Genomic DNA, 18,701 nt, shown 5'->3' with positions numbered 1-18,701 from the left:
ATGTTTTGCCGCCTCAAGGACTTCAGGCGGATTGCGACCCGCTACGACAAGCGAGCCGACAACTTCCTCTCGGCCATCCTCTTGGTCGCCGCCGTTACTTGGTGGATCAATTGAGTCCGGACCCTAGATCAAAGTTTCGAATGCATCAGAGTTTGCCCTCTCGATTGAGAGAAAGAGGACGAGGCGAAGAATCCGCTCCTAGCCATCGCGTCGTTCCGCCTCTGTGCGGGATTCAATCGCTACCAGGGCGTAACGGACATTTGGCAAGCCTACTGCTATCGGCCGCCGCCGCCCTGCGATCTTCCGACGCAGGCAGGTTCAAGAGAAATCCTGCGTCAGGGTGGTGGCGAGCCGTTCCAGCGCCCAATCGACCTGGTCGCTTGTGATCACCAGCGGCGGAGCGATGCGGATCGTTTGCTCATGAGTATCCTTGGCGAGGATGCCTTTGCTCTGAAGCGCCTCGCAGTAGCGGCGGGCGCGGCCGGCCTCGGGATGCAGCTCGACCGCCAGCATCAGGCCGCGCCCGCGCACCTCGCGAATCGTATTGGCACGAATGTCTTTCAGGCCTTCGAGAAAGCGCGCGCCCTGCTTGGCCGCGTTCTCGACCATGCCTTCCTCGACCAGCACGCGCAGCGCCGCGCGCGCCACTGCGCAGGCAAGCGGGTTGCCGCCGAACGTCGAGCCATGCTGCCCGGGTCTCAAGGTCCCGAGCACGTCGTTGTTCGAGAGCACGGCCGAGACCGGGTAGAAGCCGCCGGACAGCGCCTTGCCGAGCAGCGTCACGTCCGCCTCTATGCCCTCGTGCTGTTCAGCGAGCAGCTTGCCGGTGCGGCCGAGCCCGGTCTGGATCTCGTCGAGCACCAGCATCACGTTATTGGCGGTGCAGAGCTGGCGCACCTTCGTGAAATAGCCGGCTGGAGGAATGATGACACCGGCTTCGCCCTGGATCGGCTCGACCAGGAAGGCGACCGTATTTGGCGTGATTGCCTGCTCCAGCGCCGCGGCGTCGCCGAACGGGATGATCTTGAAGCCCGGCGCGAACGGCCCGAAATGTGCGCGGGTCTCGGGATCGGTCGAAAAGCCGACAATGGCCAGCGTGCGCCCGTGAAAATTGTTGGCGCAGACGATGATCTCGGCCTGGCCGTCCGGCACGCCCTTGACCTCATAGCCCCATTTGCGCACCGACTTGATCGCGCTTTCGACTGCCTCCGCGCCGCTGTTCATCGGCAGCACCTTGTGGGATCCGGTGAGTGCCGCGATCTCCTCGTAGAACAGGGCGAGCTGGTCGTTGTGGAAGGCCCGCGAGGTGAGCGTCAGCCGGCGCGCCTGTTCGACCATGGCGGCCAGGATCTTGGGGTGGCAGTGGCCCTGGCTGACCGCCGAATAGGCCGACAGGCAATCGAGATAACGGTTGCCTTCGGTATCCCAGACCCAGACACCTTCGCCGCGCGACAGAACGACCCCGATCGGCTCGTAATTGCGGGCCCCAAAGCGTGCTTCCGTTGCGATGAAATCAATGACCGACGAGCTCATTTGTCGTCACTCCATTGCCGCGCACGGGGCGTCAACCGACGGCACCAGCGGCCTTCAGCTTGATTTGGGTATCAACCTGCCGCCTTGGAAGCCTGCATTCACCAATGGCGTGGTGCGGCCCGATTTATCCTTGATGTCAGATAGTTCTGCCGAACCGCAGGGCCTCGTCCGTCGACCCGGCCTCTACTGTGCATGGGGTTGTTTTCGCAATTTTTGTTTTGAGGCTTCATCCGATCGAGCAGGGCACGCTCGAGAACCCACGAAACCGCACCCGTCCGCCCCGCACCGGCTGGCCGCTGACGGCATAGTTCGGGAAGCGCGCCAGGAAGCGCCAGATCGCGATCGCCCCTTCCAGCCGCGCCAGCGCCATGCCGGCGCATTGATGTGCGCCTGTGGCGAAGGCGAGGTGCCGGTTCGGCGTGCGCGCGATGTCGAAACGTTCAGGATCGGGAAACTGCGCGGGATCCCGGTTGGCTGCCCCGATGCACAGCGTCACCGATGTGCCCGCCTCGAGCATGACGCCGCCGAGCTCGACCTTCTCCGTGGTCATGCGGTTGCCGAGCTGGTTCGAGCTCTCGTAGCGCAGCATCTCCTCGACCGCGGTCTTGATCAGGTCGGGGTTCTCGATCAGCCGCTGCTTCTGGTCGGGATGGCGGTCCAGCGCGACGAGGCCATTGCCGATCAGATTGGTGGTGGTCTCGTGGCCGGCATTGAGCAGGAAGATGCAATTGTGCAGCAGCTCCTTCTCGGTCAGCCGCTCGCCGTTCTCCTCCCCCTGAATGAGTCGCGTCAGCACGTCGCGCTCGGGATTGCCTGGCTTTGCACGCCGCCGCGCGACCAGCGTTTCGAGATAGGCAAGGAAGTCCGTCACCGCCTTGTTGCCGCGCGCAGCCAGGTCAGGCGACACCACGGGTTCGAGCGCGCCGAGGATCGCCAGCGACCAATCGCGCAGCGGCCCGCGTTCGCCATGGGGAACGTCGAGCAGATTGCCAATCACCTCGATCGGAATCGAAGCGGCGAAATCCTCGATCAACTCGCAATCGCCCTTGGCCGCGATGGCATCGAGCAGACTGTCGACGAGCTTGATAAGATCGCTCTCCATCCCCGCGATCGCGCGTGGCGACAGTGCGCCCATGATCAGGCGGCGCACCCGGGTATGAGCGGGCGGGTCGTTGAAGACCAGGCTGGTGGTGTGGTGCTCGTAGAGCGGGGTGTCGCCGTATTTCGGCGCGAACTCGCGCTTCTTGTCCGAGCTGAACGACTTCGTGTTCTTGTAGGTGGTGACGAGATCGTCATAGCGGGTCAGGAACACCGTGCCGTTCGGCAGGCGCTTGACCGGCTCGTTCTCCCGCAGTGCACGATAAGTCGGATAGGGGTTGTCGTAGAATTCCGGCGTCAGCTTCTCGAGGTCGAAGCTTGCCGCCAGCGCCTTCGCATCTGCGTTCATCCCGTTATACTCGCCGGTTAAAGCCGTTATGCCGTTTTTGTTGTTCTGGTCGGCGCGCGCATGCGCCTACAGTCTTTGCACCTTGCTAGCCGACCGGACGGGAAAATGCACGCACGCGCTGACGCTGCCGACACGGCGCCGAACTGGCCCGACGATATCTTCGCGACCTTGCAACGCTTCGACGTGCGACAGGTGCCTTACGTGCCTGACGCCGGTCATTCGAAGCTGATCCAGCGCGTGCTGGATTCCTCCACCATGCGCGGCATTCCGCTGACGACCGAGGAGGAAGGCGTGGCGCTGCTCGCCGGCGCGTGGGCCGGCGGACAGCGTGGCGTGCTGCTGATGCAATCGAGCGGCGTCGGCAATTGCATCAACATGCTTTCGCTGATCCCGATCCTGCGCTTTCCGTTCCTCACGCTGGTGACCATGCGTGGCGAGTGGGGCGAGTTCAATCCCTGGCAGGTGCCCATGGGTTCGACCACGCAAGGCGTGTTCGAGCTCTCCGGCGTCCAGGTATTGCGCGCCTCGCACGCAGCCGAGGTGCCGGCGGTGTTAGAGGCCGCCGCAGCCCAGGCCTACAACGCGCTTACGCCCACCGCCGTCCTTCTGTCGCAGCGCCTGATCGGCGCCAAGGTTTTCACCAAATGAGCAAGGCCAATCTCCTCGACCGCCGACAGGTGGTCTCCACCCTGCTTGCGAACCGCAAAGACGTCGTTGCGATCGGCGGCCTCGGTGCCTCCACCAACGACATGTGCGCGGCCGGCGACCATGCCCGCAACTTCTATCTCTGGGGCGGCATGGGCGGTGCGGCGATGATCGGGCTGGGTCTGGCGCTAGCGCAGCCGAAACTGCCGGTGCTGGTCATCACCGGCGACGGCGAGATGCTGATGGGCTTGGGCAGCCTCGCCACCATCGGGCTGCAGAAGCCCGCCAATCTCTCGATCGCCGTGCTCGACAACGAGGCCTATGGCGAGACCGGCGGCCAGACCAGCCACACCTCGGCTGCCGCCGACCTCGTCGGCGTCGCCCGGGCCTGCGGCATCGATGACAGCCGGGCCGTCACGACCATGGCGGAGGTCGAGGCCTTCGCCAAAGCCATCCATGAGGTGTCGGGGGGCCCGCGATTTGCCAATGTGAAGATCGATAGCGCCAATCTGGAGCGAATTCTGCCGACCCGGGACGGGACCTACGTCGTCAATCGGATCCGCGCCGAGCTGGGCTTCCAGCCGATTTAGGCGGTCCGCCCCATCCTTTGCATCCTCTGCATCCTTTGGCATCTGTCCTGCACGCGTGCCGTGCAGGCTGGATATTCTCCACTAGCTTCACACCGCATGCAGGTTGCGATGCAACATAGTGCTTGACTTCTGCGTGGGTGAGTGCTTACTCACCCAGCATGAGCTCATTGCGTATGACGAGCGACCTGAGGCGTCAATTGATCCTCGGCGCCGCAAAGCGCTGCTTTGCCCGACACGGCTATAACGGCACCACGACGAAGAGCGTGGCGGCCGCCGCTGCCATTTCCGAGGCGTTGCTGTTCAAGCATTTCCCGTCCAAGGCGGCGCTCTACGCCGAAATCCTCAGCGACGAATGCGAGGCGGATCCGGCTTTGATCGAGCTGCTCGAGCGGGAGCCGTCGACCGCCACCCTCGTCGAAGTGATCCGTGGCATGGTCGAGCATTTCCTCGAGATCGTCGAGGGGCCGGACCAGGAAGAGGCGCAGCGCCTGCGACTGATGGCCACGAGTCATTTGGATGATGGCGAATTCGCCCGTCTGCTATATGCCAAGATCGAGAAGCTGATCGGGGCTGTCTTCGTCGCCTCGCTCGAGCGTGCGGTCGCCAGCGGTGACGCGCGGCCATTCAGCGGCGATCCGCTCAACCTGTTCTGGTTTGCACATCACACGGTGATGACGGCTGCGCTGACCAGGCTGCCGGCCACGCCTTGCCTCGCGTACGGCAAGGCTGGCGACCTCGAGCGGCAGCTCTGTGAGTTTCTCCTGAGGGGTATCGGACTTAACGACGCCGCAATTGCTTCGCATCTGGGCCGCAATCAGGCCGCAGGTGCTGGCAAGGCCGCGATTGCAGAAAGTGCATGACATGAACATCGTAGCCGAACACAAGATTTCGGGCGAACCGATCGACAACAAGGCTCCCAAGCGTCCGGTCCGGCCGGTGCGCTGGTTCATCATCGTCGGCACGCTGCTGGCCGTGCTCGTCGGTGGCCTCGTCTGGTTCAATTACTTCCGCGGCCAGATGATCAAGCAGTTCTTCGCCAACAACAAGCCGCCGCCGACGGCCGTCAGCGCAGCCGAGGCGAAGTCCGAGGTGGTGCCGAACCTGCTCACTGCGGTCGGCAGCCTTGTCGCGGTGCACCAGGTCGACGTCAGCGCCGACGTCAACGGTCGCGTCACCGAGATCAAGTTCGAGCCGGGCACGCATGTCGAGGCCGGCACGCCGCTGGTGCAGCTGTTCGACACGCCCGAGCAGGGCGACCTAGCCAGTTACAAGGCGCAGGCGACCGTCGCGCAGCTCTCGCTCGACCGCGCCAAGCAGCTGGCCTCTCGCCAGTTCGGCCCGCAGGCGACCGTCGACCAGGCGCAGGCCGCTTACGACCAGGCGCAGGCGGGCATTGCCAAAACCGAGGCGCTGATCTCGCAGAAGTTGGTGCGCGCGCCGTTCTCCGGCGATCTCGGCATGCGCAAGGTCGAGGTCGGCCAGTATCTGACGGCCGGCACGGCGATCGTCTCGTTGACCGACCTGTCGGAGCTGTGGGCCAACTTCACGGTGACCGAAAAGGATTCCGGCAGTCTCAAGGTCGGCCAGACCGTGCGGCTCAAGGTCGACGCCTATCCTGGTCGCACCTTCGAGGGCAAGATCACCACGATCGAGCCGCAGATCGCAGCCGACACCCGCAACATCCGCGTGCAGGCGACGATCGCCAATCCGGAGAAGATCCTGAAGCCCGGCATGTTCGTGACCACCACGGTGGTGCTGCCGGACAAGCCGGCGGTGATCACCGTGCCTGAAACCGCGGTCGACTACACGCTCTACGGCGACTCCGTGTTCGTGATCACCGAGAAGAAGGAAGCGGACGGCAAGACCAGCCTCTCGGCGGTACGCACCTTCGTGCAGACCGGCAACCGGGTCGAAGGCCGCGTCGAAATCGTCAAGGGCTTGAAGGCGGGCGACAAGGTCGTCGCCGTCGGTCAGCTCAAGCTGCAATCGGGCGCGCCGGTGTCGATCTCGACTGACCCGACCCCGGCAATCCCGGCGCAGGCGCCGCGGTACTGACACCTAACATTCGCGTGATCCGGCCAAGCCGGATCACGCTTCTTGAGACATAGAAATCGAGATCGCCGCGATGGCCTTTACCGATATTTTCATCAAGCGCCCGGTCCTGTCGGTCGTCGTCAGCCTGCTGATCCTGCTGATCGGACTGCGCGCGGCCATGGTGCTGCCGATCCGGCAATATCCGAAACTGTCGAACACGGTCATCAACATCACGACCGTCTATCCCGGCGCGTCCGCGGACCTGATCCAGGGCTTCATCACCACGCCGATCGAGCAGGCGGTCGCCTCTGCCGAGGGCGTCGACTACATCACCTCGTCCTCGGTGCTCGGCACCTCGACGATTCAGGTCTACATCAAGCTGAATTTCGATCCGAACCAGGCGCTCACCGAGGTGCTGGCGAAGACGAATTCGGTGAAGTACCTGATCCCGAAGGAGTCGAACGATCCGATCGTCACCAAGACAACGGGTCAGACCACGGCCGTGATGTATCTCGGCTTTTCGTCCGAGGAGCTGTCGGGCTCGGCCATTTCCGACTATCTGACGCGCGTGGTGCAGCCGGTGCTGTCGACCGTCGACGGCGTCGCCTCGGCCGACATTTTGGGCGGCCAGACGTTTGCGATGCGGCTGTGGCTCGATCCCGTGAAGATGGCCGGCCGCAACGTGTCGCCGGCCGACGTTGCCGCTGCCATTCAGGCCAACAACTTCCAGTCTGCGGCGGGTCAGACCAAGGGCTATCTGATCGTCTCGAACGTCTCGACCAATACGGGCCTGACCAATGTCGATCAGTTCAAGAAGATGATCGTGAAGGCCAAGGACGGCGGCTTCGTGCGGATGGAAGACATCGCCACCGTCGAGCTCGCGGCCCAGAGCACGGATGCCAGCGTCGCCTTCAACGGCGAGCACGCGATCTTCATCGGCGTGCAGGCAACGCCGCAGGGCAACCCGCTGACGCTGGTCAAGGGCGTTCGCGCGCTGTTCCCCGAGCTGGAGCGCAATTTGCCGCCCTCGATGAAGATGAAGGTCGCCTATGACTCGACCAAATTCATCCAGTCCTCGATCGACGAGGTGGAGAAGACGCTTGGCGAAGCCGTGATCATCGTGATCGTGGTCATCTTCCTGTTCCTGGCCTCGCTTCGCTCGGTCATCATTCCCGTCGTCACCATCCCGCTGTCGATGATCGGCGTCTGCACACTCATGCTGGCGCTGGGTTTCAGCTTCAACCTGTTGACGCTGCTCGCGATGGTGCTCGCGATCGGCCTCGTGGTCGACGACGCCATCGTGGTGGTGGAGAACATCCACCGCCATCTGGAGGAGGGCAAGTCGCCGGTCCAGGCCTCGCTGCAAGGCGCGCGCGAAATCGTGGGACCGGTCATCTCGATGACCATCACGCTCGCGGCGGTGTACGCACCGATCGGGTTCCTCGGCGGCCTCACCGGTTCGCTGTTCCGCGAATTCGCTTTCACGCTCGCGGGCTCGGTGATCGTGTCGGGCGTGATCGCGCTGACGCTGTCGCCGATGATGTGCTCGGTGCTGCTGAAGAACACCGAAGAGGGGCGCTTCGCCAAGCTCGTGAACCGGGTGTTCGGCGCGATCACGCGCTGGTACGGGCGCAAGCTCGATCGCTCGCTCGACTACAAGGCCATCACCGGCCTGTTCGCGATCACGATCCTCGGCCTCGTCGGCTTCCTCTACATGCACACATCGAAGGAGCTGGCGCCTGAGGAAGACCAGGGCATCGTGTTCGCGGTGACCAAGGCGCCGAAATACGCCAACATCGACTATCTCGATTTCTATGGCGAGAAGCTCGACAAGGAATTCGCAAAGTTCCCCGAGACCGATCTGCGCTTCGTGCTGAACGGCATCAACGGTCCGCAGGGCGGTATCGCCGGCATGCTGCTCAAACCGTGGGACGAGCGCAAGCGCTCGTCGATCCAGCTGAAGCCGCTGGTGCAGGCCGAGCTCTCCAAGATCGAGGGCGTGCAGGCCTTCGCGTTCAACCTGCCGCCGCTGCCGGGCGGACCGGGCGGCCTGCCGATCCAAATGGTGATCAACTCCACGGCCGGGTTCCAGACGGTCTATGAACAGATGGAGAAGCTGAGGGACGCCGCGCGCAAGAGCGGCATGTTCATCGTCTCCGACAGCGATCTCAACTTCAACCAGCCGAACGTGAAGGTGACGATCGACCGCACCAAGGCGCAGGACCTCGGCGTCAACATGCAGAACCTCGGCTCGACGCTCGCGGTGCTGCTCGGCGGCAATTACATCAACCGCTTCAATCTCGAGGGCCGGTCCTACCAGGTGATCCCGCAGGTGCCGCGCGCCAAGCGGCTGTCGCCGGAATCGCTCGGCGGCTACTACGTGACGACCAATACCGGTCAGCAGCTTCCGCTGTCGACCGTGGTGTCCATCGAGACCAAGACCGACCCGAATTCGCTGACCCACTTCAACCAGCTCAATTCGGCGACGTTCTCGGCCGTGCCGATGCCCGGTGTGACCGTCGGCGCCGCGGTGGACTTCCTCGAAGGCGAGGCCAAGAAGCTGCCGCAGGGCTTCAGCCACGACTATCTGGCGGACAGCCGTCAATACGTGCAGGAAGGCAACCAACTCGCGATCACCTTCGGTTTCGCCCTGATCATCATCTTCCTGGTGCTGGCGGCGCAGTTCGAGAGTTTGCGCGATCCGCTGGTCATCATGATCTCGGTGCCGATGGCGATCGTCGGCGCGCTGATCCCGCTGTTCTTCGGCGTGGCGACCATGAACATCTACACCCAGGTCGGTCTGCTCACTCTGGTCGGCCTGATCACCAAGCACGGCATCCTGATGGTGGAGTTCGCCAACGAGCTCCAGGTCAATGAACGGCTCGACCGCCGCTCGGCCATCGAGATGTCGGCCCGCATCCGCCTGCGGCCGATCCTGATGACCACGGCCGCGATGGTGACCGGCCTGATCCCACTCCTGACTGCAACCGGCGCGGGCGCCGCCAGCCGATTCTCGATCGGCCTCGTGGTTGTCGCCGGCATGTCGATCGGCACGCTGTTCACGCTGTTCGTGCTGCCGGCAGTCTACGTGGTGCTGGCGACCGACCATCGCGCGGCGGCCGATTCCGAGCGGAACAAACAGGTCAACGAACTCGACCTTGGCACAAAGGTGTTGCGGCCGACCTGAGGCGCAACGCAAACCGGTCCCGAGGGCGGCAGCGGTCATCCGCTGCCGCCCTTTTCGTCGTGTCCCTGTATGGGCGGCATGCGGCTGCAGCCTCAGCCGCGGGACGGTTCCTTAGCCCGCTTGCGAGAGGGAGCGGTTCTTCTTGCTGAAGCGCGAGATTAGGGTGAGTCGTCATTCGCGCTTTAGGTTATTGTCTTGGACATGGTCTTTTCGGAGAACCGCTGCGCACTTTTCGGGGGCATGCTCTAGGCTCACCGCGGACGTGAACACCAAGGCAGGTGTAGTTTCCAAATCATGACGCTGCCGCGCATGATCGCGGCGGGCCGAACTACTGGAGGCAAGACTTGAACGTTTACATCCTGGTCGTCGACGACGAGCCGGACGTCGAAGCGCTGTTCCGGCAGCAGTTCCGGCGCGACCTGCGCGCCGGCCGCTTCCAGATGGAGTTCGCGCTCTCGGCCCCCGACGCGCTCAAGCGCGCCGCCGAGGTCCGCGATCCCTCGCTGATCCTGATCCTGTCGGACGTCAACATGCCCGGCATGAGCGGGCTCGACATGCTGCCGAAGGTGCGCGCCGCGCATCCGGACGTACCCGTCATCATGATTACGGCCTATGGCGACGCCGAGACGCGCCGAAAGGCGATCGAGCGCGGCGCCGTCGGCCTTCTTACCAAGCCGATCGACTTCGCGCTGCTGCGACAGGAGATCGACACGAGGCTCGAGCAAGCCGCATGACTGCGACCATCCTTTTCGTCGACGACGAGCCGGACCTCGAGGCGCTGATCCTGCAGAAATTCCGCAGGCAGATTCGCGATGGGCAGCTCGCGCTCATCTTCGCGCGCGACGGCCTGGAGGCGCTGGAATCGCTCGAGGAGAACCCGCATGTCGACATGGTGGTCTCCGACATCAACATGCCGCGGATGGACGGGCTGTCGCTGCTGGCAAAGCTCCAGGAGACCGAGGACAAGAAATCGACCGTCATCGTCTCCGCCTATGGCGACATGAGCAACATCCGCACAGCCATGAACCGCGGCGCGTTCGACTTCCTGACCAAGCCCATCGATTTCGCCGATCTGGAAGCGACGATCGATAAAACCATTCGCCACGTGGAGATGCTGCGAGAGGTGCGGCGCCGCCAGGTGGCGGCAGAGCGCGCCCATGCTGCGCTGTCGCGTCATTTTTCGCCTGAGCTCGCCAAGCGCCTGGCGGCCGGTGGCGAAGGTGAGGGGATCGAAGTGCAGTGGCGCAACGTCGCGACCATCTTCACGGATATCACCGGCTTCACCTCGCTCGTCGAAAGCGCGCCGCCCGAGACGCTGGGCGAGCTTCTCAACGAGTATGTCGGCGGGATGACCGAGATCGTCTTCGCGCACGAGGGGACCGTTGCCAAGATCATCGGCGATGCGATCCAGGTGCTGTTCAATGCGCCCGGCGATCAGCCGGACTATGCGACGCGCGCGGTTGCCTGCGCCCATGATCTCGACGCCTGGGCACAGGATTTTTGCGCGCGGCAGAAGGCCAAGAGTGTGAACATCGGCACGACGCGCATCGGCATTCACGCCGGGCCGGCGCTGGTCGGCAATTTCGGCGGCAACCGCTTCTTCGACTACACGGCCTATGGGGACTCCATCAACATCGCGGCGCGTCTCGAAGCAGCCAACAAACATCTGGGCACCCGCATTTGCGTCAGCGCCAGCGTGGCCGAAGCGGCCGAGAATTTTCAAGGGCGTCCCGTGGGCGACCTGATACTCCGTGGCCGCAGCGAACCGCTGCGCGCGTTCGAACCGCTGCCGCGGGCCAAGTTCGAAGCGCCGGAAACCGCGCTTTATTCCGAGGCTTTCGCCAAGATGGAGGCGGGCGATGCCGGTGCCATGCCGGCCTTTGCCGCACTGGTCGGCATGCACGCCGACGATCCGCTGGCCGGTTTTCACCTGAAGCGCCTGCTCAACGGCGCCAAGGGCACTCGCATGCAATTGGAATAGGAGTCCGTCATGACGCGCGAATTCTCCGCCGGCAACTACCGTTTCATTCCTTCCGTGTTCCAGTATTCCGCGGGCGCCGTCGCGGATGAGGGCTACGAGATCGAGCGCGTCCGCTTCGATCGCCTGGTGCCGCTCGCGGAAGGTTTTGCGCTGGCCGCAAAATTCATCCAGGAGGCGGGGCGTCCGCTGACGGCGTTCTGCGCCTGCGAGCTGCGCTCACCGGCGGCCTTCAGCGAGGAAGGCTTCCGCGCGTTCAACCTGCACTATGTGAAGACGCTGTCGGAATGGGGTATCTTCGATGGTACCAGCAATCCGGTTGCGCGCAGCAATGTCTGTCCGGAAATCGATCCACCATCCGAGCCGTCCTTCTATGCGTTCTCCTTCACGCGCCCGACGCGGTCAAACTTGCCGAGCTTCGTCATCGCCGGCGGCGCGGAGGCACGCGAGGGCAGCGGCACCTATGTCGAGCGCACGGTGCGCTACCGCGACCTCAGCCCCGAGGGGCTGCGGGAGAAGGTGCGCTTCACCACGACGTCGCAGATGGAAAACCGGATGGCGGCCTTCGGCTTCGGCTGGAAGGACACGACCGGCGTGCAGGCCTATTCCGTGCACGACTTCCACCATGCGCTGGTGGACGAACTGGTCCGCCGCGGCGCGCTCCGCTCCGGCCTGACCTGGCACTTTGCGCGGCCGCCGGTGGTCGATCTCGAATACGAGATGGATTGCCGCCGCGTGATGCGCGAGTTGGTGATCTAGCGCTGCCTCGGGTCGAGCGCGTCGCGCAGGCCGTCGCCGAGCAGGTTCAGCGACAGCACGACAAGGAAGATCGCGAGGCCCGGCCAGATCGCCATCCAAGGCGCCTGGGTCAGGAAGCGTTGTGCCGCATTGAGCATGCTGCCCCAGGACGGCGCCGGCGGCTGCTGGCCGAGACCAAGGAAGGAGAGGGCGGCTTCGGCAATGATGGCGGCGGCGATCGAGAGCGTCGCCTGCACCAGCAGCGACGGCAGGATGTTCGGCAGGATGTGCGAGAACGCGATCCGCCAGGGCGGGTTGCCGAGCGCTCGCGCGGCCTCGACATAGTCTTCCGCCTTGACGCTCAGCACCTGGCCGCGGGTCAGCCGGATGAAGATCGGAGTTGCGGAGATGCCGATCGCAATCATGGCATTGCCGAGGCTCGGGCCGAGGAAGGCGGCGAGCGCGATCGCCAAAATCAGGAACGGGCAGGCCAGCATGGCATCGGTGATGCGGCTGATCAGCGCATCGGTGAAGCCGCCGCGATAGCCGGCGAGCAGGCCCAGCGGCACGCCGATGCCGAGCGCGATCGCGACCGAGATGAGACCCGCGAGCAGCGAGGCGCGCGCGCCGTAGACGACGCGGCTCAGGATGTCGCGGCCGAGCTCGTCGGTGCCGAACCAGTGCGCCGCGGTCGGCGGCTTGCGTACCAGGCTCCAGCTCGTCGCGATGGGATCGTAGGGCACAACGATGGGCGCAAAGACGGCAAGCGCGATGAACATCGCGATCACGACAAGCCCGAACACGGCTGCCTTGCGCTTGAACAGCCGCCGCCGCGCGCGGCGCGCCGGGCTGTCCAGCTCATAGACTGGCGTGGTGGGGTTGGCTGGGAGCGTTGTGTCCGTCATCGCCTAGCCCCTCAGCCGCGGGTTGACGAGGATATAGGCGACGTCGGCGACGAGGTTCAGCGTGATGTAGACGGTGGCGGTCACCAGCACCACGCCCTGGACCACGGCGTAGTCACGGTTGAAGACGGCATCCACGATCAGCTTGCCGAAGCCGGGAATGGAGAAGATCTGCTCGGTCAGCACCGCGCCGGACAACAAGGTGCCGAGCTCGAGCGCGCCGAGCGTGATGATGGGCGTGAGCGCGTTGCGCATGGCGTGCTTGAGGATCACCACGCGCTCGGAAAGCCCTTTCGCGCGAGCCGTGCGGACGTAGTCGCTTTCCAGCACCTGGAGCATCGCGCTGCGGGTATGTCGCATCAGGATCGCGGAGATCGCGTTGCCGAGCACGAAGGCCGGCATGATGGTGGCGGCGAGACTCGCGCGCCAGTCCTCGGTGAGCGGCACATAGCCCGACGCCGGCAGCCAGCCGAGCTTGATCGAGAACAGGAAGATCAGGAGGATTCCCAGCCAGAAATTCGGCGTCGAGATGCCCCAGAGGGCGAACAGATTGGCACCATAATCCCATGCCGTTCCCTTCTTCACGGCGGAGACGATGCCGGCGGAAATGCCGATGAAGAACGCGATCAGGATCGCCATCGAGCCGAGCTGCAGCGTCACCGGCAGCTTCTGCGCGATCAGCTCGCGCACCGGCATCTTGTTGCGCAGCGACTCGCCGAAATCGCCCGACAGAACGCCCTTGAGCCAGTAGACGTACTGCACGGGAATTGGCTGGTCCAGCCGGTGTTGCCGGCGGATTTGCTCGATCACGGCGGGATCGCGCTCCTCGCCGGCCATCACCAAAGCGGGGTCGCCGGGCAGCAATTGTTGCAGCGAGAAGATCAGCACCGACACGAAGAACAGTGTCGGCACGATCTGCGCAATCCGGCGAGCGAGGAAGTTCAGCATGATGCCCCACGTGTGCCGGGCGCCGCGCAACATGCCATGTTGCGCCGCTGAACCGGGACCCAGCGGCCGCGGTTCGCCGTCGCCATGGGCCCTGGCTCACCGGTGCAGCGCTTGTGCGCTGCGCCGCGTCCGGGACGCGCGCACATCGCCAGCTCCATCACTTGAACTTCAGCCCGACCACGCGCACCAGCCCGTCGGGCATCTGCCGGTAGCGCTCGAGCTTCTTCGTGTGCGCGATCAGGAGTTTGCGGTGATAGATGTAGATGATCGGCAAGTCGTCGAGCAGGATTTTCGCCAGCTTCTCGTAGATCGCCTTCCGCTCCTCGACATTGGACGTCATGCGTCCGTCTTCCATGAGCTTGTCGGCGTCCGGGTTCGAATACACGCCGTCGTTCTGCGGCGCCTTGCTGCGCATGAAGATGTAGGAATTGCCGTCGGGATCGATGCGGCCGCTCCAGTTGATCTGGAATATCTGGAACTCACCGGCCTGCGCCTGCTTGAACGTGGTCGCGAACTCGACGGCGCGGATCTTGATGTCGAAGCCCGCTTCCGCAGCCATCGACTGGATGACCTGTGCGACGGCCTCGTTCTCCGCCCCCTTGGGAATCATGTAGTCCACCGTCACAGGCGTGGTCACGCCGGCTTCCTTCAACAGTGCCTTTGCCTTCGCGATGTCGCGACCGTGGACCGGAAATGCCTTCTGATAATATGGATGCGTTGGGCTGACCCATTGATTGCCGGGCGTGAATTCGCCGTTGAAGACCACCTGATTGAGCGCTTCGCGGTCGATCGACAGATCGAGTGCCTGGCGGACCTTGGCCGACTGGCTCAGCGGTCCCTTGCTCTTGTCGTTGCCGATGTTGACGGTGAGGCCGTAATAGCCGAGCTCGGGCGCGGTCGACAGCACGAGCCGGGAATCGGCGCGCACGTCCTTGATGTCGGTGGCGAGCACGCGCTCGATCAGATCAAGCGCACCGGATTTCAGATTGGCGAGGCGCACCGTCGCGTCGACGATCGGCAGGAAGACGACGCGGTCGATATGAATGTTGTCCTTGTTCCAATAGTCGGCGAATTTCTCGAAGACCATGCGGTCCTGCTGGACGCGCTCGACGAATTTGTACGGGCCCGCGCAGACCGGATGCAGGCCGAACTTGTCGCCGGCTTCCTTCGCCGCTTTGGGCGACACCATCATGCCGGACCGATCGGTGAGCTGGGCGATCAGGGGCGAGTAGGGAGTCTTGAGCACCAGCTTGATCGTGAGGGGATCGACCAGCTCGACATGGTCGACGCTGGCAAGCTCCGACTTGCGGAACGAGGTCGGCAGCGTCATGTGCCGCTCGAGCGAGAATTTTGCGGCCTCCGCATCCAGCGGCTCGCCGTCGTGGAATTTGACCCCCGGGCGGAGCTTGATCGTCATCTCCTTGCCGTCGGCCGAGGTCTCATGGGAGAGCGCGAGCTGCGGCACGATGTTCAGCTTCTCGTCGATGTCGAACAGCTTGTCGCAGACCGCGGAGAACACGATGCGACCGACATAGGTGCGGCCGACACTCGGATCGAGGATGTCGGGGTCCTCGGCGATGCCGATGCGAAGCGTTGTCTGCGCCTGGGCCGTGCCCACGAGCGACGTCAGCAAAGCCGACGCCAGGATTGTCAAACGCATGAAGCTCATCGCTCTCAACCTCTGTTCTATGGCTGCCGGGTCTCGTCCTCTACGAACTAACCCCGCCGCTGCGTGCTGCTTCCGGGCCGCTGCTGAACGCGGCGACCAATTTTTCCAGAACCGGCGAGAAGCCGCCGTCGGACGGGACGATCGCCGCGGAAGACGGCAGTTCCGACGTTCGGTGGCAGGCCGTTGCATGTCCGGTGCCATCCGGTACGAGCTGCGGCATTTGAGTGCGGCAACGCTCGATCACATAGGGGCAGCGGGTGTGAAAGCGGCATCCCGTCGGCGGATTGAGCGCGCTGGGAATCTCCCCCTGCAGCACAATCCGGCTGCTCTTTGCCCGCGGTTTGGGCACGGGGATCGCGGACAGCAGTGCGCGGCTGTAGGGATGGCGCGGCGCGGCGAACAATGCGTCCGCCTCCGCGGTCTCGACGATCTGACCGAGATTCATCACCGCGACATGGTCGGCGATGTGCTTGACCACGGCGAGATCATGCGAGACGAAGATGTAGGCGAGACCAAGCCGGTCCTGCAGCGTGCGCAGCAGGTTGAGAATCTGCGAGCGGATCGAGACGTCGAGTGCCGAGACCGGCTCGTCGCAGATAATGAGCTTGGGTTCAACGGCGAGGGCGCGGGCAATCGCGATGCGCTGCCGTTGACCGCCGGAGAATTCATGCGGATAGCGCCGCGCCAGCCGCGGCTCCAGCCCGACCAGCCGCAGCAGCTCGGCGACCCGCGCGGCCCGCCGCGCCGCTGGAACGAGATCGTGCAGTACCAGCGGCTCGGTCAGGATCTGGCCGACGGTCATGCGTGGATTGAGCGAGGCGTAAGGATCCTGGAAGATGATCTGCGCTTCGCGGCGGAAGGCGCGCAAGCCGCCCGCGTCGAGCGAGAGCAGATCGCGGCCGCCGAAGCGAATCTTGCCGGCATCCGGCTCGATCAGCCGCAGCACCAGCCGGCTGACGGTCGACTTGCCGCAACCGGATTCGCCGACGAGCGCCAGCGTCTTGCCGGCTTCCAGCGAGAAGGACACGCCATCGACCGCTTTGACATGCGCCAGTGCCCGGCCGAACAGCGAGCGCTCGGCGACGAAATGCTTGACCAGGCTCTCGACCTCGAGCAGCGCGGTCATCGCGTCTGCTCCTTGCGGACCCAGGTCTCGTGTCCCGGGCGCGGCGCAACACGCCTGGAGATGCGAAGCATCGTCCAGTGTGTTGCGACGCTGAACCGGTACCCAGCCTGCCGCGACGTGGGCCCCGGTTCAGCAGCGCACCACGGCGCTTCGCTTGTGCTGCGCTGCGCCCGGCGCACGAGAGGAGAGAGCCGCGCCATCACGACACCAACGGTTCGAGCGGCGCGCGGATGCAGCGCGAGAGATGGCCCGGGCTGATCTCCACGAGCGGCGGCGGCGCCTTGGTGCAGGCGTCCAGCATGAAGGGACAACGCGCGGCGAAGCGGCAACCGGCGGGCGGCTGGGCCATGTTCGGCACCATGCCCTCGATCGTTGCCAGCTGCTCGGCGCGATGGTCGAGCCGCGGGATCGAGCCGAGCAGGCCGACCGTGTAGGGATGCTGCGGCGCGGAGAACAATTCATCCACCGGTGCGCGTTCGACGATCTCGCCGGCATACATCACCGCGACCTCGTCGCAGACCTCGGCGACGACGCCGAGATCGTGGGTGATCAGGATGATCGCAGCACCGCTTGCCGCCTTCAGCTCGCGCATCAGCTCCAGGATCTGGGCCTGCAGGGTGACGTCGAGCGCGGTGGTGGGCTCGTCGGCGATGAGGAGGCGAGGGTCGCAGGCGAGTGCCATCGCGATCATCACGCGTTGGCGCATGCCGCCGGAGAGCTTGTGCGGATATTCGTCGATGCGCCGCTCGGGCGAAGGGATGTGGACCCGGCGCAGCAGCTCGATTGCCCGCTCGCGTGCGCTCTTCCGCGACCCGCCACGATGACGCAAAATGGTCTCGATGATCTGGTCGCCGATCGTGAAGCTCGGATTGAGCGAGGTCATCGGCTCCTGGAAGATCATCGCCAGCCGATTGCCGCGCAGGTCGCGCAGCGTCTCGTCGGGCGTCGTCAGCAGGTCGAAGCCGTCAAAGCGGATCGCGCCTGATATCTCGGCGCTCTGTTTCGGCAGCAGGCCCATGATCGCGAGCGACGTCACGCTCTTGCCGCAGCCGGATTCGCCGACGAGACCGAGCGTCGCGCCATTGGCGACGCTGAGATCGACGCCGTCCACCGCGTGAGTGACGCGGCCGTCGTCGCCATGAAAGCGAATGCGCAGATCGCTGATCTCGATGAGAGGGCTGGCGCTCATGATCCTCTCGCGCGCGCCGCAGCGATGCTGGCGTCGATGACACTGCGATCGGTATTGCCCCCGGGATTCCGGCGCGTCGGCAGCGAGTCGCGAAAATGCACCCAGAGCTCGTGGCTGACGCGCTCGAGCCGTTCGAGCTCGCCGAGCGGATCGGGATGGTCGTCGGCGCGAATGTCGAGGGCCGGCCATTCCTCCTCGCGATGGATCACGAGCGCGGCCGATTGCTTGCCGCGCTTGTCGCCGCCGGCGGATTCGCCCGCGCGCATCGCCGCGAGCAGGCGGCGCGGGAAGGGCAGGCTGTCATTGGCGATATAGGTCTTCGCGGTCTCGTCCAGGACATCGGCGCCGGCGAGCATGTTGCCGGCGATCGAAAAGCCGCTGCCGGCGATATGGCCGCACCAGTCGATGCAGTCGCGCCCGGTGTGAGCCGCGATCTCGCCGCTCGCATCCATGATGTGGATTTGGCGGCTTTCGCGGCCGTCGTCGGTCGTCAGGAGCGTGGCGAGCACGTCGTGTGCGTTGAGGCCCTCGCGCAAGAGCTTGACGCCATCAATGCCGTAGTAGGGATTGACGAAGGCCTGCGTCGCGATCGCGCCGAGGCCGGCGGCGATGTAGGGCACACGCGCGCCGACCGCGAAGAACCGGGTCGCAACGGCGATGCCGAACTGGCCGGTGGCAGGATCGCGCGCGATGATCGACCAGGTCATGTGTTGCC

Annotated in this window: 16 protein-coding genes and 1 pseudogene; 9 read left to right on the top strand and 8 right to left on the bottom strand. The window is 64.5% G+C overall.

Translation table 11 applies throughout. The annotated features are described in order from the left end of the window. A pseudogene (locus EAV90_RS13420) lies at positions 1-114 on the top strand (IS5/IS1182 family transposase); the annotation flags it as partial. A 204-nt stretch (positions 115-318) separates the two neighbouring features. Here the strand turns inward: EAV90_RS13420 and rocD are convergent. Both rocD and EAV90_RS13410 read right to left on the bottom strand, forming a co-directional pair. Continuing rightward, a complete protein-coding gene (gene rocD / locus EAV90_RS13415; protein ID WP_122404335.1) occupies positions 319-1,533 on the bottom strand; it encodes an ornithine--oxo-acid transaminase in 1,215 nt (404 codons plus the stop codon). Between the two features lie 226 nt (positions 1,534-1,759). After that, positions 1,760-2,980, bottom strand: coding sequence for a cytochrome P450 (locus EAV90_RS13410; protein ID WP_122404334.1), 1,221 nt, complete (start codon positions 2,978-2,980; stop codon positions 1,760-1,762). A 105-nt stretch (positions 2,981-3,085) separates the two neighbouring features. Here EAV90_RS13410 and EAV90_RS13405 point away from each other — a divergent pair, with 105 nt between their 5' ends. The 8 genes from EAV90_RS13405 to cnbZ all read left to right on the top strand — a co-directional run bounded on the left by EAV90_RS13405 (position 3,086) and on the right by cnbZ (position 12,173). Further along, positions 3,086-3,628, top strand: a complete 543-nt coding sequence (locus EAV90_RS13405) for a phosphonopyruvate decarboxylase (RefSeq protein WP_162500376.1) — start codon at positions 3,086-3,088, stop codon at positions 3,626-3,628. Next, the gene (locus EAV90_RS13400; RefSeq protein WP_129143590.1) at positions 3,625-4,215 is read left to right on the top strand and encodes a thiamine pyrophosphate-dependent enzyme; all 591 of its coding nucleotides are present in this window, start codon (positions 3,625-3,627) and stop codon (positions 4,213-4,215) included. The genes EAV90_RS13405 and EAV90_RS13400 overlap by 4 nt, the downstream gene beginning before the upstream one ends. A gap of 158 nt (positions 4,216-4,373) precedes the next feature. Beyond that, entirely contained in the window at positions 4,374-5,075 is a 702-nt protein-coding gene (locus EAV90_RS13395) for a TetR/AcrR family transcriptional regulator (RefSeq protein WP_122404331.1), read from the top strand. 1 nt (position 5,076) lies between these two features. After that, complete coding sequence (locus EAV90_RS13390) at positions 5,077-6,270, top strand: efflux RND transporter periplasmic adaptor subunit (RefSeq protein ID WP_122404330.1); 1,194 nt, start codon at positions 5,077-5,079, stop codon at positions 6,268-6,270. A 70-nt stretch (positions 6,271-6,340) separates the two neighbouring features. Further along, positions 6,341-9,436, top strand: coding sequence for a MexW/MexI family multidrug efflux RND transporter permease subunit (locus EAV90_RS13385; protein ID WP_129143589.1), 3,096 nt, complete (start codon positions 6,341-6,343; stop codon positions 9,434-9,436). A 344-nt stretch (positions 9,437-9,780) separates the two neighbouring features. Further along, positions 9,781-10,170, top strand: coding sequence for a response regulator (locus tag EAV90_RS13380; RefSeq protein WP_122404328.1), 390 nt, complete (start codon positions 9,781-9,783; stop codon positions 10,168-10,170). Then, positions 10,167-11,417 (top strand): adenylate/guanylate cyclase domain-containing protein, encoded by a 1,251-nt coding sequence (locus tag EAV90_RS13375; protein WP_122404327.1) that lies wholly within the window; start codon positions 10,167-10,169, stop codon positions 11,415-11,417. Before EAV90_RS13380 ends, EAV90_RS13375 begins: the two co-directional genes overlap by 4 nt. A 9-nt stretch (positions 11,418-11,426) precedes the next feature. After that, positions 11,427-12,173, top strand: coding sequence for a 2-amino-5-chloromuconate deaminase CnbZ (gene cnbZ / locus EAV90_RS13370; protein WP_122404326.1), 747 nt, complete (start codon positions 11,427-11,429; stop codon positions 12,171-12,173). On the opposite strand, the gene EAV90_RS13365 is transcribed toward cnbZ, so the two are convergent. The 6 genes from EAV90_RS13365 to EAV90_RS13340 all read right to left on the bottom strand — a co-directional run bounded on the left by EAV90_RS13365 (position 12,170) and on the right by EAV90_RS13340 (position 18,693). Then, a complete protein-coding gene (locus EAV90_RS13365; protein WP_122404325.1) occupies positions 12,170-13,057 on the bottom strand; it encodes an ABC transporter permease in 888 nt (295 codons plus the stop codon). The two genes, cnbZ and EAV90_RS13365, sit on opposite strands and share 4 nt — an antisense overlap. Before the next feature lie 3 nt (positions 13,058-13,060). After that, positions 13,061-14,002: an ABC transporter permease gene (locus tag EAV90_RS13360; protein ID WP_122406767.1), complete on the bottom strand. Its 942-nt coding sequence runs from the start codon at positions 14,000-14,002 to the stop codon at positions 13,061-13,063. Positions 14,003-14,159: 157 nt separating this feature from the next. Next, entirely contained in the window at positions 14,160-15,671 is a 1,512-nt protein-coding gene (locus EAV90_RS13355; RefSeq protein WP_164936900.1) for an ABC transporter substrate-binding protein, read from the bottom strand. A gap of 40 nt (positions 15,672-15,711) precedes the next feature. After that, entirely contained in the window at positions 15,712-16,797 is a 1,086-nt protein-coding gene (locus EAV90_RS13350; RefSeq protein WP_122406765.1) for an ABC transporter ATP-binding protein, read from the bottom strand. Between the two features lie 199 nt (positions 16,798-16,996). Continuing rightward, positions 16,997-17,986, bottom strand: coding sequence for an ABC transporter ATP-binding protein (locus EAV90_RS13345; protein WP_122404324.1), 990 nt, complete (start codon positions 17,984-17,986; stop codon positions 16,997-16,999). Next, positions 17,983-18,693 (bottom strand): DUF1028 domain-containing protein, encoded by a 711-nt coding sequence (locus EAV90_RS13340; protein WP_129143588.1) that lies wholly within the window; start codon positions 18,691-18,693, stop codon positions 17,983-17,985. Before EAV90_RS13340 ends, EAV90_RS13345 begins: the two co-directional genes overlap by 4 nt. Positions 18,694-18,701: the final 8 nt, after the last annotated feature.

It is taken from the genome of Bradyrhizobium vignae (assembly GCF_004114425.1).
GTDB classification, from domain to species: domain Bacteria; phylum Pseudomonadota; class Alphaproteobacteria; order Rhizobiales; family Xanthobacteraceae; genus Bradyrhizobium; species Bradyrhizobium vignae.
This window is presented reverse-complemented; position numbering and strand designations above follow the sequence as displayed.

Coding starts and splice junctions, on each gene's coding strand:
- EAV90_RS13345 (WP_122404324.1), bottom strand. CDS start 17,986: ATGAGCGCCAGCCCTCTCATCGAGATCAGCGATCTGCGCATTCGCTTT.
- EAV90_RS13375 (WP_122404327.1), top strand. CDS start 10,167: ATGACTGCGACCATCCTTTTCGTCGACGACGAGCCGGACCTCGAGGCG.
- EAV90_RS13400 (WP_129143590.1), top strand. CDS start 3,625: ATGAGCAAGGCCAATCTCCTCGACCGCCGACAGGTGGTCTCCACCCTG.
- EAV90_RS13395 (WP_122404331.1), top strand. CDS start 4,374: ATGAGCTCATTGCGTATGACGAGCGACCTGAGGCGTCAATTGATCCTC.
- EAV90_RS13390 (WP_122404330.1), top strand. CDS start 5,077: ATGAACATCGTAGCCGAACACAAGATTTCGGGCGAACCGATCGACAAC.
- EAV90_RS13355 (WP_164936900.1), bottom strand. CDS start 15,671: ATGAGCTTCATGCGTTTGACAATCCTGGCGTCGGCTTTGCTGACGTCG.
- cnbZ (WP_122404326.1), top strand. CDS start 11,427: ATGACGCGCGAATTCTCCGCCGGCAACTACCGTTTCATTCCTTCCGTG.
- EAV90_RS13405 (WP_162500376.1), top strand. CDS start 3,086: ATGCACGCACGCGCTGACGCTGCCGACACGGCGCCGAACTGGCCCGAC.
- EAV90_RS13350 (WP_122406765.1), bottom strand. CDS start 16,797: ATGACCGCGCTGCTCGAGGTCGAGAGCCTGGTCAAGCATTTCGTCGCC.
- rocD (WP_122404335.1), bottom strand. CDS start 1,533: ATGAGCTCGTCGGTCATTGATTTCATCGCAACGGAAGCACGCTTTGGG.
- EAV90_RS13385 (WP_129143589.1), top strand. CDS start 6,341: ATGGCCTTTACCGATATTTTCATCAAGCGCCCGGTCCTGTCGGTCGTC.
- EAV90_RS13340 (WP_129143588.1), bottom strand. CDS start 18,693: ATGACCTGGTCGATCATCGCGCGCGATCCTGCCACCGGCCAGTTCGGC.
- EAV90_RS13365 (WP_122404325.1), bottom strand. CDS start 13,057: ATGACGGACACAACGCTCCCAGCCAACCCCACCACGCCAGTCTATGAG.
- EAV90_RS13410 (WP_122404334.1), bottom strand. CDS start 2,980: ATGAACGCAGATGCGAAGGCGCTGGCGGCAAGCTTCGACCTCGAGAAG.
- EAV90_RS13360 (WP_122406767.1), bottom strand. CDS start 14,002: ATGCTGAACTTCCTCGCTCGCCGGATTGCGCAGATCGTGCCGACACTG.